The organism is Streptomyces sp. NPDC002935, from assembly GCF_040611295.1.
GTDB lineage: Bacteria > Actinomycetota > Actinomycetes > Streptomycetales > Streptomycetaceae > Streptomyces.
Map to the genome: position 1 here is coordinate 27,627 of NZ_JBEXNW010000005.1, position 13,801 is coordinate 41,427.

14 protein-coding genes are annotated in these 13,801 nt (G+C 71.4%); 6 read left to right on the top strand and 8 right to left on the bottom strand.

Annotated features, from left to right (window positions below; translation table 11 throughout):
- Window positions 1-10: 10 nt before the first annotated feature.
- A complete protein-coding gene (locus tag ABZX90_RS07825; RefSeq protein ID WP_351128084.1) occupies window positions 11-445 on the top strand; it encodes an ectoine synthase in 435 nt (144 codons plus the stop codon).
- 7 nt (window positions 446-452) lie between these two features.
- On the top strand, window positions 453-1,340 hold the full coding sequence (gene thpD / locus ABZX90_RS07830) for an ectoine hydroxylase (protein WP_351128086.1): 888 nt from the start codon (window positions 453-455) through the stop codon (window positions 1,338-1,340).
- A 96-nt stretch (window positions 1,341-1,436) separates the two neighbouring features.
- On the opposite strand, the gene ABZX90_RS07835 is transcribed toward thpD, so the two are convergent.
- The 7 genes from ABZX90_RS07835 to ABZX90_RS07865 all read right to left on the bottom strand — a co-directional run bounded on the left by ABZX90_RS07835 (window position 1,437) and on the right by ABZX90_RS07865 (window position 8,099).
- On the bottom strand, window positions 1,437-2,456 hold the full coding sequence (locus ABZX90_RS07835) for a maleylpyruvate isomerase family mycothiol-dependent enzyme (protein ID WP_351128088.1): 1,020 nt from the start codon (window positions 2,454-2,456) through the stop codon (window positions 1,437-1,439).
- Between the two features lie 103 nt (window positions 2,457-2,559).
- Window positions 2,560-3,156 (bottom strand): sigma-70 family RNA polymerase sigma factor, encoded by a 597-nt coding sequence (locus ABZX90_RS07840; protein ID WP_351128090.1) that lies wholly within the window; start codon window positions 3,154-3,156, stop codon window positions 2,560-2,562.
- Between the two features lie 67 nt (window positions 3,157-3,223).
- The gene (locus ABZX90_RS07845) at window positions 3,224-4,273 is read right to left on the bottom strand and encodes an aminotransferase class V-fold PLP-dependent enzyme (RefSeq protein WP_351128092.1); all 1,050 of its coding nucleotides are present in this window, start codon (window positions 4,271-4,273) and stop codon (window positions 3,224-3,226) included.
- A 152-nt stretch (window positions 4,274-4,425) separates the two neighbouring features.
- Complete coding sequence (locus ABZX90_RS07850; protein WP_355202429.1) at window positions 4,426-5,145, bottom strand: DsbA family oxidoreductase; 720 nt, start codon at window positions 5,143-5,145, stop codon at window positions 4,426-4,428.
- Between the two features lie 78 nt (window positions 5,146-5,223).
- Window positions 5,224-5,754, bottom strand: a complete 531-nt coding sequence (locus ABZX90_RS07855) for a GNAT family N-acetyltransferase (protein ID WP_355202432.1) — start codon at window positions 5,752-5,754, stop codon at window positions 5,224-5,226.
- A gap of 48 nt (window positions 5,755-5,802) precedes the next feature.
- Window positions 5,803-6,411: a DUF1349 domain-containing protein gene (locus ABZX90_RS07860; protein ID WP_351128098.1), complete on the bottom strand. Its 609-nt coding sequence runs from the start codon at window positions 6,409-6,411 to the stop codon at window positions 5,803-5,805.
- A 158-nt stretch (window positions 6,412-6,569) separates the two neighbouring features.
- A complete protein-coding gene (locus tag ABZX90_RS07865; protein WP_351128100.1) occupies window positions 6,570-8,099 on the bottom strand; it encodes an aldehyde dehydrogenase (NADP(+)) in 1,530 nt (509 codons plus the stop codon).
- A gap of 132 nt (window positions 8,100-8,231) precedes the next feature.
- Here ABZX90_RS07865 and ABZX90_RS07870 point away from each other — a divergent pair, with 132 nt between their 5' ends.
- Together ABZX90_RS07870 and ABZX90_RS07875 are read left to right on the top strand one after the other, a co-directional pair.
- On the top strand, window positions 8,232-9,005 hold the full coding sequence (locus tag ABZX90_RS07870) for an IclR family transcriptional regulator (protein ID WP_351128102.1): 774 nt from the start codon (window positions 8,232-8,234) through the stop codon (window positions 9,003-9,005).
- A gap of 136 nt (window positions 9,006-9,141) precedes the next feature.
- Window positions 9,142-10,593, top strand: a complete 1,452-nt coding sequence (locus tag ABZX90_RS07875) for a penicillin-binding transpeptidase domain-containing protein (RefSeq protein WP_355202905.1) — start codon at window positions 9,142-9,144, stop codon at window positions 10,591-10,593.
- A 48-nt stretch (window positions 10,594-10,641) separates the two neighbouring features.
- Here the strand turns inward: ABZX90_RS07875 and ABZX90_RS07880 are convergent, their stop codons facing one another.
- On the bottom strand, window positions 10,642-12,093 hold the full coding sequence (locus ABZX90_RS07880) for an NCS2 family permease (protein ID WP_351128104.1): 1,452 nt from the start codon (window positions 12,091-12,093) through the stop codon (window positions 10,642-10,644).
- Between the two features lie 256 nt (window positions 12,094-12,349).
- Between ABZX90_RS07880 and ABZX90_RS07885 the strand changes: the two genes are divergently transcribed.
- Window positions 12,350-12,916: a SigE family RNA polymerase sigma factor gene (locus ABZX90_RS07885; RefSeq protein WP_351128106.1), complete on the top strand. Its 567-nt coding sequence runs from the start codon at window positions 12,350-12,352 to the stop codon at window positions 12,914-12,916.
- Window positions 12,913-13,776: a hypothetical protein gene (locus ABZX90_RS07890; protein WP_351128108.1), complete on the top strand. Its 864-nt coding sequence runs from the start codon at window positions 12,913-12,915 to the stop codon at window positions 13,774-13,776. The genes ABZX90_RS07885 and ABZX90_RS07890 overlap by 4 nt, the downstream gene beginning before the upstream one ends.
- Window positions 13,777-13,801 lie beyond the last annotated feature (25 nt).

Below are 13,801 nucleotides of genomic sequence, written 5' to 3' on the forward strand. Positions count from 1 at the left end.
GCGCACCACCGTGATAGTCCGTTCGTTCAAGGATGTTGAAGGCACCGACCGGCATGTGCGGGCGGCGTCCGGCACCTGGGAGAGCAAGCGCATCGTCCTCGCCAGGGAGAAGGTCGGTTTCTCTCTGCACGAGACGATCCTGTACGCGGGTACGGAGACGCGGATGTGGTACGCGAACCACATCGAGGCCGTGCTCTGCGTGGAGGGCGAGGCCGAACTCACCAACGACGAGACCGGCGAGAAGCACTGGATCACGCCCGGGACGATGTACCTGCTGGACGGCCACGAGCGCCACACCATGCGCCCCCGGACCGACTTCCGGTGCGTCTGCGTCTTCAATCCGCCCGTCACGGGACGGGAGGACCACGACGAGAGGGGCGTCTACCCTCCCCCAGAGCCGAATGCCTGGGGGGACCCCCAGCTCACCGAACCCGAGGAGGTGTGACACACCGATGACCACACTCACCGATCCGTACCCCAGCCGCGCCGCCACCGAAGTGGCCGTGCCCCGACAGGACCCGGTGGTCTGGGGCGCGCCGGGCGAGCCCGGCCCGATCTCGGTCCCCGAGCTCCAGTCGTACGAGCGCGACGGCTTCCTGCCCGTAGAGGAGCTCATCACCGAGGACGAGGTCGCCGTCTACCGGCAGGAGCTGGAGCGGCTCGTCGCCGATCCGGCGATCCGTGCCGACGAGCGCTCGATCGTCGAGCCGAGGACCCAGGAGATCCGGTCCGTCTTCGAGGTGCACCGGATCAGCGAGATCTTCGCCCGTCTCGTGCGCGACGAGCGCGTCGTGGGCCGGGCCCGGCAGATCCTCGGCTCGGACGTGTACGTCCACCAGTCGCGGATCAACGTCAAGCCGGGCTTCGGGGCCAGTGGCTTCTACTGGCACTCGGACTTCGAGACCTGGCACGCCGAGGACGGGCTGCCGAACATGCGGACGGTGTCCGTCTCGATCGCGCTGACCGAGAACCACGACACCAACGGCGGTCTCATGATCATGCCGGGGTCGCACACGACGTTCCTCGGGTGTGCGGGGGCCACACCGAAGGACAACTACAAGCAGTCGCTCCAGATGCAGGACGCCGGAACGCCCTCCGACGAGGCGCTCACCCGCCTCGCGGGCCGGCACGGCATCAAGCTCTTCACGGGCCGGGCCGGTTCGGCGACCTGGTTCGACTGCAACTGCATGCACGGTTCGGGGGACAACATCACCCCGTTCCCGCGCAGCAACGTCTTCATCGTGTTCAACAGTGTCGAGAACGCGGCGGTGGAACCGTTCGCGGCCCCCGTGCGCAGGCCGGAGTTCATCGGGGCGCGGGACTTCACGCCGGTGCGGTGACCTCCTCCCCCGTACGGGGTACGGGCCGGGGTCTCTCCCCCACGTACGGGAGAGACCCCGGCCCGCCGTTTCAGGGCCGCCGCGCCCGGGTGGTTCCTACAGCCACGCCAGTGACGCGGCCCGTTCCAGTACGGCGCTGATCGCGGCCTCGTCCCCCGTCGCGACCCGGGGCACCTCGCCGGGTGCGTGGCGGCCGCCGACGAGCAGGCAGAAGTCGACCGGTTCCAGGACGAGTTCGGCCCGTACGGGCTCGTCCTCGGAGCCGAGCACCCACCGCGCGTCGGGTCCCCCGCCGGCCACCGCGAACAGCACCGGAGGCGCCGTGGGCCCGAGGGCCGTTCCAAGGACACGCACCGCGAGGCGGACGAGCTGCCACAGATGGGGGTCCGGCGGCGGGGGCACGGTGATTCCGAGGGCCCGTCCGATGTCGTCGGTGTGGATCCATGTCTCGAAGGCCCGTACGACGAAGTGGTCCGCGACGGGCAGCCGGGATCCCATCAACGTGGTGGCGTGCGCGGCCCGTTCGGGATCGGTCGCCTCCGGTGCGGCCAGCAGCGCGGCGGCCTGCGCGCTCCACGCGGCGACCGTCTCCTCGGGCGGGCGCCGGTGCTCGCAGGCGATCACCTCGGCGGTCCGGGCGGCCCAGGCGTCCTGCCACGGCATCTCCCGCGCTCCGGACGGCTCCGGCATCCGGGCCGCGAGGCCGAGGTGCCGCGCCAGCGGCTCGTCCGCCGCGATCAGATGGGCGACGGTGGCGTGCACGTCCCAGTCGTGCACGACCGGCGTGCCCCAGGGCCCCAGGCCTTCCACCTCCCGCAGCAGCGAGAGGAGTCCGGCGACCGCGGCGGCGTAGGGGGCGGCGTGCCGGGCCACGCGGGGAGCGGCCGGGCGGGAGCGAAGGGCGAGGGCGAGTACGCCGTCGGCGGTGCCGTCCGCCGGGGAGGCGCGCCGCGGGCCGTCCAGCAGCCGTACCGTCTCGCGCAGACGTTCCGCCTCGGCGGCGCAGGACTCGCACTCGGCCAGATGGAGCGGGACCGTCTTCTCGTCGGCGGGGGTCAGGGCGCCGACGGCCCAGGCCGCCAGCAGGTCCCGCATCCGTTCATGGTGGGTGCTCATCGTCCGCCGCCCTTCCGGGCCAGGTCCGGCAGGACGGCCGCGCCTCGCCCTGCTGCCCCCACCCTACGCACGTGTCCGGCTGCCGGAGCCCCTCGCGCCGCCATCACGCGCCCCGTTCCAGTGCGGGATCCGGCGGGTCGGCGAGGGACTCGGCGAGTCTGCGCAGGGCCGCGCGCAGCCGGGTCTTCGCGGTGCCCTCCGGGATACCCAGTTCCACGGCGGCCTGCCGGTAGGTGCGGCCCGCGAAGTAGGCGAGGTGGATCACCTCGCGCTGGGGCTGCGGGAGTTCGGCGAGCGCGGTGTGCAGCAGCAGTGAGCGCTCACGGTCGACGACCGTCTCGTCGGGACCCGGCGCCGCGTCGGGGATGGAGTGCAGCGCCGCGTCGTCGGCGCGGGCGTCCTTGCGCTGCCGGGCCTCGCCGCGCACCCAGTCCACCGCCCGCCGGTGGGCGAGCATGGACAGCCAGGTGCGCAGCGAGCCACGGCGGGCGTCGAAGGCGTACGGCCTGCTCCACAGCTGTGCGAAGACCTCCTGCGCCACGTCCTCGGCGGCCACCGGGCTGCGGGTGACCCGTACGGCGACCCGCCGGACCAGCCCGCCGTACGCGGCGTACACCTCACCCAGCGCGGACTCGTCGCCGTACACCAGCCGCCGGTGCAACTCGGCGTCAGTGAGCGTCGGTTCCACCGGCACCACCACCTCGTGGTGCCCTTCCTAGCGCCCCGCCGCGGCCGGCGCCAGAGGGCCGGGGCGGGCCGGCGGATGCTCAGCCGGGCAGCACGTCGAGCAGCCGGTCGACGTCGTCCGGGGTGTTGTACAGATGGAACGCCGCCCTCAAGTTGCCCGCACGGTCGGAGACTTCGACACCGGCGCGACTCAACTCACCCTGGAGGCGGCCGAGTCCGGGCACGGAGACGATCGGGGAGCCGGGGGCGGGGACCGGTTCGTGGCCCCGTTCCCGCAGGCCGGTCCGGAAGCGGTCGGCGAGCGCGAGGTCATGGGTGTGCACCCGCTCCACGCCCAGTTCCTCAAGCAGTTCCAGTGAATGCCGGGCTCCGGCGTACGCGAAGAGGCTGGGGCTCTCGTCGAACCGCCGTGCGGAGTGGGCGAGTTCCTCGACGGGGCCGTAGCAGCTGTCCCAGGGTGCCTCGCCCGCGACCCAGCCGGCGAACACCGGGGTGAGTCCGCCGAGGTCCTCCGGGACGACCAGGAAAGCCACGCCGCGCGGGCAGACGAGCCACTTGAAGGCGACGGAGGAGACGTAGTCGAAGGCGTCCGCGCGCAGCGGCATCCATCCGGCGGCCTGGGAAGCGTCGATGTACGTACGGGCGCCGTGCTCCCGCGCGGCCTCCCGGATCGCTTCCAGCGCGGCGGTCCGGCCGTCCGCGGACTGCGCGGCGCTGACCGCGACGAGCGCGGTGCCGGAGTGCACGGATTCGGCGATCCGCTCCAGGGGTACGGCGCGGACCTTGAGGTCGCCGCGGACATGGAAGGGGGTCACGACGGAGCTGAAGTCGGCCTCCGCGGTGAGGACTTCGGCGCCCGGGGGCAGCGAGGCCGCGATCAGTCCGGTGTACACGGCGACCGAGGCCCCGGCCGCCACCCGGCGCTCGGGCACCCCGACGAGACGGGCGAACGCCGAGCGGGCCGCTTCGACGTCCGCGAACATGTCAGCGGGCTGCCCGGCGGCCACGGACTCCACGGCGGCCCGCATCGCGGTCACGGTGCGGGCCGGCAGCAGGCCGGTACTCGCGCTGTTCAGATAGGTGTTCTTCGGGGCGAACTCGGCACGGACGAGGGTCTCGAAGGTCTCCATGGGACCACTCTGGGCCCGGAGCGTGCCCAGGTCCATTGCGGATTTTTACGTGGTATCCCCAAGGAGCGCTTATGAATCGGCTCCGACCTGCGCTCTTCGCTTCCGCGGCACCGGCCCGCGCTGTTCCGTTCCGGTGCTCCGACCTGCGCTGTTCAGTGCTGGGGAACGGCGCAGCCGTCCGGACCACAGGCCTCCGCGTCGACGCCCTCGTCCTGGATCAGCTTGAGCTGCGGCCGCTCGCCCCATGCCTGGGCCAGCGCCTGGGCGAAGACCTCGGCGGGCTGGGCGCCGGAGACGCCGTACGTGCGGTCGAGGACGAAGAAGGGAACGCCGTTCGCGCCCAGCTCGGCGGCCTCGCGCTCGTCGGCGCGGACGTCGTCGGCGTAGGCGGTCGGGTCGGCGAGCACCGCGCGGGCGGCGTCGGCGTCGAGCCCGGCGGCGACGGCCAGTTCCACGAGCCGCTCGTCGTCACCGAAGACGGTCCGCTCCTCGGCGAAGTTGGCCTGGTAGAAGAGGCCGATCAGCTCGTCCTGGGGGCCCCGCTCCTTGGCGAGGTGCAGCAGGCGGTGCATGTCGAAGGTGTTGCCGTGGTCACGGTCCCGGGTGCGGTACGCGAGGCCCTCGGCGGCGGCCTGCGTGCCGAGGTTCTCCTCGCCCGCCTGCGCCTGCGCCTCGCTCATGCCGTACTTCTTGGTGAGCATCGTGATCACGGGCTGGATGTCGCCCTTGGCGCGGCCCGGGTCGAGCTCGAAGGAGCGGTGCACGACCTCGACCTCGTCACGGTGCGGGAAGGCGTCCAGCGCCTTCTCGAAGCGGGCCTTTCCGACATAGCACCACGGGCAGGCGATGTCGCTCCAGATCTCGACGCGCATTCTTCGGCTCATTCCAGGTCGTGCGGATACGGGACACCCTCCGGGGGCGCGAGTGTGTGAACGTTCAAACGGCTCAGGTCATTCCCCGGGCGCGGACCCGGGCGCGGACCCGTTCACCGCGTACCGCAGATACCGGTGGTGATCGCCGTCCGCGGGCGGGTTCTCCGGGTCGGGCACCCAGCCCAGGCGGGTGTAGAAGGACTGGGCGCGCCGGTTGTCGACGTGCACGTCGAGTGTCGCCGTGCGCTTCCCGTCCGCCTGCCACTCCTCCACGCAGGCCGCGTGCAGCTCCGTTCCGATGCCGGCCCGCCAGCGGCCGGGGTCGACGTGGAACTGGTAGAGCTTCACGGTGTCGGCGGGGGCGCCCTCGGTCGTACGGAAGGAGGCGATGCCCGCGATCCGGCCGTCCTGCACGATGCACAGCACATGGCCGTCGGGGCGCTCGATGGCGCTCCGCCAGGCGGCGAGCCAGTCCGTGCCGTCCTGCGGCACCCCGTCCGGGTAGTACGTCGCCCGGGCCCGGGCGTGCAGGTCGGCGACGACGGCCGCCTCGGCGGGCAGCGCGGTCCTGATCACCCGGCGCACATGGTTCACACGGTCCTCGATCACGCAGCAGAGGACGTGCCGGCGGACGGTGTGGTTCCGGAAGCCCGGTCGCTAGTTGCCGTCGCGCAGGTCGCGCGGCCAGGACGGCCGGAACTCGATGCCGTCGTACGTCACCACACAGCCCTCCCCCATCGGCGACTGCGTCATGAAGCCCACGAGCGCCGCCCCGGTGTCCTTCTCGTCGGCCAGGGTGAAGAGGCGGACGAAGATCCAGCGCTCGCCGTCGCGGGAGGCGTGGAAGGCGAAGGCACGCCCCGTGCGGCTGACCCGGAGCCAGACGGAACTGCCGTCCACGGTGAAGGAGTTGGCGTCGTCGGAATGCCCCTGGGTGACCACTGTGCAGACGGTGGGCACGTCCGGGGAGTACTCCAGGCACAGTTTCGCCCAGGTCCGCTCCCCGACGTGGACGTAGAGCACGCCCGCGTCGAAGGCCGCCCCGAAGCCGACCGTCACGCGGGCGATCAGCTGGAAGTCGCCCTCCGGCTCTCCGAGCAGACGCGGCGCGTCCGAGGCCGAGTCGAGCCCCTCACCGGTGGGCGGCACGAAGCGGTCCTGCCGGGGCCCGGCCCAGCCGGTGAGCACGCCGTCCTCGTACGACCAGTGCCCGTCGGGCCCGTAGGTGCGGAGGGAGAAGGGGAGTTCGGGGAGTGTGACGTCCATGGGTGGAGTCTCTCAGGTTCACGGCCACGCCCTGCGGGGGCACGGGTGCCGCGTGATCAGCCACGCGGCACCCGCGGCCCGCGAAGGACCGGCAAATACCGGCAAGGAGCGGCCAGGACCGGCAAGGACCGAGAAGGAACGGCCCCGCGGCTTGGGGACTACCGCTCCAGGCGCCCGTCGTACCGTCGGGGCAGCCCCAGCGGGTTGTCGTCCCGCAGCTCGGGCGGCAACAGCGCCTCGGGCACCCCCTGATAGGCCACCGGCCGCATCCACCGCTCGATGGCGCTGCCGCCGACCGACGTGGAGGTCGAGGTCGTCGCGGGGTACGGCCCTCCGTGGTGCTGGGCCGGAGCGACGGCCACCCCGGTGGGCCAGCCGTTCACCAGCACGCGGCCCGCGAGGGAGGTCAGCTCGGCGAGGATCTCCGCGCCGCGCCCCTCGCCCGCCGCCTCCTCCGCGGAGAGCTGCACCGTGGCCGTGAGGTTGCCCGGCAGCCGGGAGAGCACCGCGCCCGCCTCGGACTCGTCCTCGTAGCGCGCCACGACCGTGAGCGGCCCGAAGCACTCCTCCAGGAGCAGATCGTGCTCGCCCTCGGCCGCGAGCCTGCTCGCGGGCACGGTCAGGAAGCCGGGGCTCACCGTGTGCTCGCCGCCCGCGCCGGGTGTCACCGGGGCGTGGACGTCCGGGAGTCCGGCGCGCTCGGCGACCCCGGCGATGAAGTTGTCGCGCATACGGTGGTCGAGCAGGACCCCGGAGGCGGTGTCGCTCACCGCGTCGGTCAGGGACTTCAGCAGACGGTCTCCGGCCGCGCCGGCCGGCGCGAGCACCAGGCCCGGCTTCACACAGAACTGGCCGACGCCCAGGGTCATCGAGCCGGCGAGCCCCGCGCCGATCTCCTCGGCGCGCTCGGCGGCCGCGGCCTCGGTGACGACGACGGGGTTGAGGGAGCCCAGCTCGCCGTGGAACGGGATCGGCACCGGACGCGCCGAGGCCGCGTCGAACAGCGCGCGCCCGCCGCGGATCGAGCCGGTGAACCCGGCCGCCGCGATCAGCGGGTGGCGGACCAGCTCGACACCGGCCTCGAAGCCGTGGACGACGCCGATGACGCCGACGGGGATGTCGTGCCGGGCGGCGGCCCGGCGCAGGACGGCCGCGACCAGTTCGGAGAGCGCGGGATGGTCGGGGTGGACCTTGACGACGACCGGGCAGCCCGCGGCCAGCGCGCTCGCCGTGTCGCCGCCGGCGACCGAGAAGGCGAAGGGGAAGTTCGAGGCCGAGTACACGGCGACGACGCCCAGCGCCACCTTGTAGCGGCGCAGGTCCGGGATCGGCGGGGTCGCCGTGCCGTCGGGGTGGTTGATGACGACGTCGAGAAAGGCGCCCTCGTCGACGATCGAGGCAAAAGCACGCAACTGGTAGCAGGTGCGGGCGAGTTCACCGGTGAGCCGGACCGGGCCGAGCGCGGTCTCCGCGTCGGCGGCCTCGACGAGCTGGTCCTTGGCGCCTTCGAGCAGGTCGGCGGCGGTGCGCAGGAACGCGGCGCGTACGGCGCGGTCGACGAGAGCGGGGCGCGCGGCGTGCGCGGCGCGGACGGCCTCGTCCACCTCCTGGGCTGTGGCCTCCACCGCAACCTGTTCCCGCTGCTTCCCGGTTCGGGGGTCGACACTCCAGACTGGTGCTGCTGCCACCGCGGGTCCCTTCAGATGTGATGCCACAGTTCTTGTGTCACTCACCAGGGGTGTTCGATATGCTGAACGCTGTCTCTGATGGTGAATATCCTGTTGGAGACTATTTCCCGTCCAACGAAGGGGTCAAGGGCGATGTCGGCAGGCGAGACAGGCGGCGGGGCGCAGGTCAAGTCCGCGGTGCGGACCGTGGAATTGCTGGAGTACTTCGCCGGCCGGCCCGGAATGCACTCCCTTGCAGCGGTCCAGGAGGCCGTCGGTTATCCCAAGTCCAGCCTGTACATGCTGCTGCGGACGCTCGTGGAGCTCGGCTGGGTCGAGACGGACGCGACGGGCACGCGGTACGGCATCGGCGTACGGGCCCTGCTGGTCGGCACCTCGTACATCGACGGCGACGAGGTGGTCGCCGCGGCCCGCCCCACCCTCGACCGCCTCTCCGACGACACCACGGAGACCATCCACCTCGCGCGCCTGGACGGCACGAACGTCGTCTATCTGGCCACCCGGCAGTCGCAGCACTACCTGCGCCCCTTCACCCGGGTCGGCCGCAGGCTCCCCGCGCACTCCACCTCGCTCGGCAAGGCGCTGCTGGCCACGCACACCGACGAGCAGGTCCGCAAGCTGCTGCCCGAGACGCTCCCCGCGCTGACCGAGCACACGATCACCGACCGGGAGAAGCTCATCGAGGAGCTGCACCAGGTGCGGGACCAGGGCTTCGCGGTGGACCGCGAGGAGAACACGCTGGGACTGCGCTGCTTCGGTGTGGCGATCCCGTACCGCACACCGGCCCGTGACGCGATCAGCTGCTCGGTGCCGGTGGCCCGGCTCACCCCCGCGCACGAGCAGATGGTCAAGGACGCCCTGTTCGACGCCCGCGACCGTCTCACCCTGGCCACCCGCAGGCTCTGACCGGTCCGGGCTCCGGCGGGTCCCCACGAGGGCGGCTTCACGAGGGGCCGGCACGACGGCGGCTTCATGAAGGACTCATGAGAAATCCGGGCGGATGGGAACGATTCCCTCCGGACCGCTCGTCCTTCTGTGCGGGATGAACAAGACGATCAGGCGGGCCGCCGTCTTCAGTCTGCTGCTCGTGCTCTCCCTGCTGGTCAGGGCGACATGGGTGCAGTTCTACGACGGCCGGGCACTCGCGGACGACAAGGACAACCGACGGAACGCGATCTCGCTGTACGCGAACCCGCTCGGGAACATCATCGTGGCCGGAGACGCGATCACCGGTTCGGCGAAGACGAAGGGCGGCGACCTCAAGTACAAGCGGACGTACAAGGACGGCAGCCTGTACGCGGCGGTCACCGGCTACAGCTCGCAGGTGTACGGGGCGACCCAGCTGGAGGGCATCTACCGGAACCTGCTGGACGGCACGGACATCCAGCTGAAGAACCCGCTGGACTCCCTCACGAACAAGCGTGCCGACCCCGGTGATGTGATCACGACGATCGACCCGGGTGTGCAGAAGGCCGCGTACGCGGCGCTCGGGAACAAGAAGGGCGCGGCCGTCGCGATCGACCCGAAGACCGGCAAGATCCTCGCGGTCGTCTCGACACCGTCGTACGACCCGACGTCGATCAGCGCGGGCAACACCAGCGTCTGGCAGCGGCTGACCAAGGACGCCGACAAGCCGCTGGTCAACCGCGCGCTGCGGCAGCCGCTGCCGCCGGGCTCGACGTTCAAGCTGGTCGTGGCCGCCGCCGCGCTGGAGAACGGGCTGTACTCGGACGTGGACGCGAAGACGCACAGCCCGGACCCGTACACGCTGCCGAACACGACGACCGTCCTGAAGAACGAGAACACGTCCGCACCCTGCGAGAACGCCTCGATCCGGGTCGCGCTCCAGTACTCCTGCAACAACGTCTTCGCGAAGATGGCCGTCGACCTGGGCCAGGACAAGGTCAGGTCGATGGCGGAGAAGTTCGGCTTCAACGACACGACGCAGGACGTGCCGGTGCGGGCGTACACGAGCGTGTACCCCTCGGGCATGGACAAGTCGTCCACGGCGCTGACCGGCATCGGGCAGTTCGACGTCACCGCGACCCCGCTCCAGATGGCCATGGTGTCCGCCGCGATCGCCAACGACGGCAAGCTGGTCTCGCCGCACATGGTGTCGCGGACGAGCGACGCCGACGGCGATGTGCTGAAGAACTACGACGACAGCACCTTGACCGAGAGGATCGTCGGCTCGGACACGGCGCGGCAGCTCCGGTCCGCGATGCAGACGGTCGTCGAGGACGGCACGGGCACGAACGCCATCGTCCCCGGCGCGACCGTGGGCGGCAAGACCGGCACGGCCCAGCACGGCGAGAAGAACAGCAAGACGCCGTACGCCTGGTTCACGTCGTACGCGAAGTCCGACTCCAACGGCAAGGAGGTCGCCGTCGCGGTCATGGTCGAGCAGTCGAACGCGGCGCGCTCGGAGGTCAGCGGCAACGGACTGGCGGCACCGGTCGCCCAGGCGATGATGCGGGCGGCGCTGCGGGACTGACGCGCTCGTGGCCCCGCGCTCCTGCGAGCCCGGGGCCACGAGGGCCGGCTACCTCACCCCGAGCAACTGCTCCACCGGGTCGATCGCGAAGTACACGAGGAACAGCGCGGAGGCCGCCCACAGCAGCCAGTGGACCTCCTTGGCCTTCCCGAGCACCGTCTTGATCAGGACGTACGCGAGGAACCCGGCCCCGATGCCGTTGGTGATCGAGTAGGTGAACGGCATCACGGCGATGGTCAGGAACGCCGGGATGGCGATCTCGTACTTGTCCCAGTCGATGTGCTTGACCTGGGTCATCATCAGGAAGCCGACGGCGACGAGCGCGGGCGCTGCGGCCTGCAGCGGGACGATCGTGAGGATCGGCGTCAGGAACAGCGCGAGCGCGAACAGCCCGCCGGTGACCAGGTTGGCGAAACCGGTGCGCGCGCCCTCGCCGACACCCGCCGCCGACTCGATGTACGACGTCGAGGAGGAGGCCGAGGCCGCGCCGCCCGCGACCGCGGCGGCGCCGTCGATCAGCAGCACCCGCCCGAGGCCCGGCACCTTGCCCTCCTCGTCCAGCAGACCCGCCTCGGCGCTGATGCCGACGACCGTGCCCATGGTGTCGAAGAAGTCGGACAGGACGAGGGTGAAGACCAGCAGCACGACGGTGATCGCGCTGGTCTCGCCGAACGCGCCGAACAGGCTGAACCGACCGAGCAGCCCGAAGTCCGGTGAGGCCACCACGTCGTCGGGCACCTTCGGGGTGGTCAGGCCCCAGCTCTTGATGTCCGCGACGGAGTTGATGACGATCGACACGACCGTCATCGTGACGATGCTGATCAGGATCGCGCCCTTGACCTTGCGGGCGAGCAGACCGATGGTCAGCAGGACCCCGAGGCAGAAGACGAGAACCGGCCAGCCGGCGAGCGCGCCCGTGCCGCCGAGCTGCACCGGCACGGTGGTGTTGGCCACGTCCGGGATACGGGTGGCGAAGCCGGCGTCGACGAAGCCGATGAAGGCGATGAACAGGCCGATACCGACGCTGATCGCCTGCTTCAGCGGCTGCGGGATCGCGTGCATGACGGCCTCCCGCAGACCGGTCACCACCAGCACGCAGATGAGCAGACCCTCCAGGACGATCAGGCCCATCGCGTCGTCCCAGCTCATCAGCGGGGCGATCTGGAAAGCGACGACCGCGTTGAGGCCGAGTCCGGCGGCGAGCGCGAGCGGGAGGTTGCCGCCGACGCCCATGATGATCGTCATGACCGCGGCCACCAGGGCGGTGGCGGTGGTCAGTTGGACGGCGTCGAGGTGGTGGCCGAACTTGTCCTTGGCGCTGCCCAGGATGATCGGGTTCAGGACGAGGATGTAGGCCATCGTGAAGAACGTGGCGAATCCGCCGCGTATCTCCCGGCCGAAGGTGGATCCCCTCGCGGATATCTTGAAGAATCCGTCGACACTGCCTGCCGCCGGGGGTGCGGCACTTGGCCGGTCGGCCACCTTCTGCGCTTCGGACATGGTGATACTCCTCGTTACCTGCGTGCTTGGTGCGCGGATGCTGGCTGGATTGTGCCCCCGATCAAGCACTTTCAGGTTTTCCCCGTGTTACGGAATCGAGTTCGGCCCGCCATACGTCGTTCGAAGATCCGGACGACCCGCTGGTACGCTCACGCATCTCGCCCCACCGGAACGCCCTTTCCCCACAGGCGAATCACCGGGGCCGTATACGCCGCACCCGCACCGGTGCCACAGCCGTAGCGAGGAGAGGTACCCCGTGGGCACTGTCGTGGACGACGCCGCCTCCGTGGAGTTCCACGCCTTCTTCGAGCGGCACTACGCCGAACTGGCCCGCCTGGCCAACCTGTTGACGGGCGAGCCGGACGCCGCGGACGATCTCGCCGCCGACGCGCTGCTCGCGCTGTGGCACCGCTGGGACCGGGTGCGGGCGGCGGACCATCCGGTGGCGTACGCGCGCGGTGTGGTCGCCAATCTCGCCCGCACTCGGATCCGCGCGGCGGTGCGCGAACGGCGGCGGATCACGCTCTTCTGGTCGCAGCGCGAGGACAGGACCGAGAACCCCGACGTACCGGGCACGGTCGATGTCCAGGGGGCGCTGCGCCGGCTGCCGTTCCGCAAGCGCGCCTGTGTCGTGCTGCGGCACGCCTTCGATCTGTCCGAGAAGGACACCGCGCTCGCCCTCGGGATCTCCGTCGGTACGGTGAAGAGCCAGACGTCGAAGGGCATGACCGAACTGAAGCGGCTGCTCGGCACCGACGGGGCGTCGGTACGGGTGCACGCGGGAGTGCTGCCCACGGGTGGGGCCGGAGGGGCAGTCCGATGAGGGAGGCGCGGGACGTGCACGACGAGCTGCGCGCCGGGCTGCGCGAGGCGGCCGAGGCGCACGAGCCCGACCGCGCGCACATCCTGGCCCGGGTGGAGCGCGGCATGGCGGGCGCCGACGAGCGGCGGCCCTCGCGGCGCGCGGCGCGCCCGCCGCTGCTCGGCTGGGCCCGTGTCGTGGGCGCCACGGCCGCGGTCGCGGGCGTCCTCGCGGTGGCCGGCTACGCGGTCGCCTCGGCGGTGAAGGAGGACGCCCCGCCGCAGCGGACGGTCGCGGTCTCGCCGACCCCCGACCCGTCGCCGGACCCGACCGGGCGGGCGCCGGTGGCGCCCGAGCCCAGCCGTCGCTCCGGTACGCCGAAGGAGCCGGACGAGCCGGGTCCCTCGCGCTCGGACACCCCCACGGCCAGCGCGCCCACCGCGACCCGGGCGCCCGCCGGGAAGACCGCAGACGGCTCGTTGTGGTCGGACGGCTCGGTCGACCCGCACAGCAACGACTTCTGGGCGCAGAGCGATGTCACCCTGAAGACCGGCAGGCAACTCACGGCACTCACGGTCGAGTTGAAGATCCGGCAGACCGGCGGGGTGAGCGACGCGGGCGCCTGGCGTTCGCTGCCCGAGAGCGACTTCACAACGACGGTCGCCGAGCGCGACGGCTTCCTCGTCTACACCTGGGTGCTCAGGCCCGGACACACGGTCTGGCCGGGCGAGTGGGTCTTCGCGGGCCAGTACGACCACGACCGCGGCGGCCGGGACGCGAAGGACGACGGCTACAGGGTGACGGCGACCGCGAAGGGCGGCGAACGGTCCACCGTGGCCGGGGACTTCGCGGCCCAGGACGCCGACGACGGCGACTCGTAGCGGCAGAAAGATCAGCGGACGCGGC